Annotated in this window: 1 protein-coding gene; it reads right to left on the bottom strand. The window is 30.6% G+C overall.

The window, feature by feature from the left end; all coding sequences use genetic code 11:
- On the bottom strand, positions 1-204 hold a 204-nt coding region (locus AB3I00_RS14760; RefSeq protein WP_368025634.1), incomplete at its 3' end, for a hypothetical protein.
- Between the last annotated feature and the right edge of the window lie 139 nt (positions 205-343).

Genomic DNA, 343 nt, shown 5'->3' with positions numbered 1-343 from the left:
TGTCATAATCACATTTTCATAGTCAATTTCTGTCTTTTCAGAAGCTTTCGCTTCAATTTCTTTTTCACTAGCAGTATATCCCAATGCGCTAATTTGGCTTGCTTTAGAAATAATACAATTATCTTTTAGCCCTTCAATAACTACTTCATATTCTCTATGGTCGTCTTTTGTCAAAAATTCTTTAGGAATTGTTAATTCAATCATTGTCGGAATGTCTTTCAACTTATACTCTAATTTTTTTACAGTCCTTTTAGTTTCCTTCTCTCGTATATTCAAGGAAATAGCATAAGTCTTGAAATTATTACAATTTTTATCGTATACGTCTACTCGATTCAACCACAAC

Origin of the sequence: Enterococcus sp. C76 (assembly GCF_040886985.1) — a bacterium.
Taxonomy (GTDB): domain Bacteria; phylum Bacillota; class Bacilli; order Lactobacillales; family Enterococcaceae; genus Enterococcus_B; species Enterococcus_B lactis.
The sequence above is the reverse complement of the archived record's forward strand: the minus strand, read 5'-3'. Positions and strand labels throughout refer to the sequence as shown.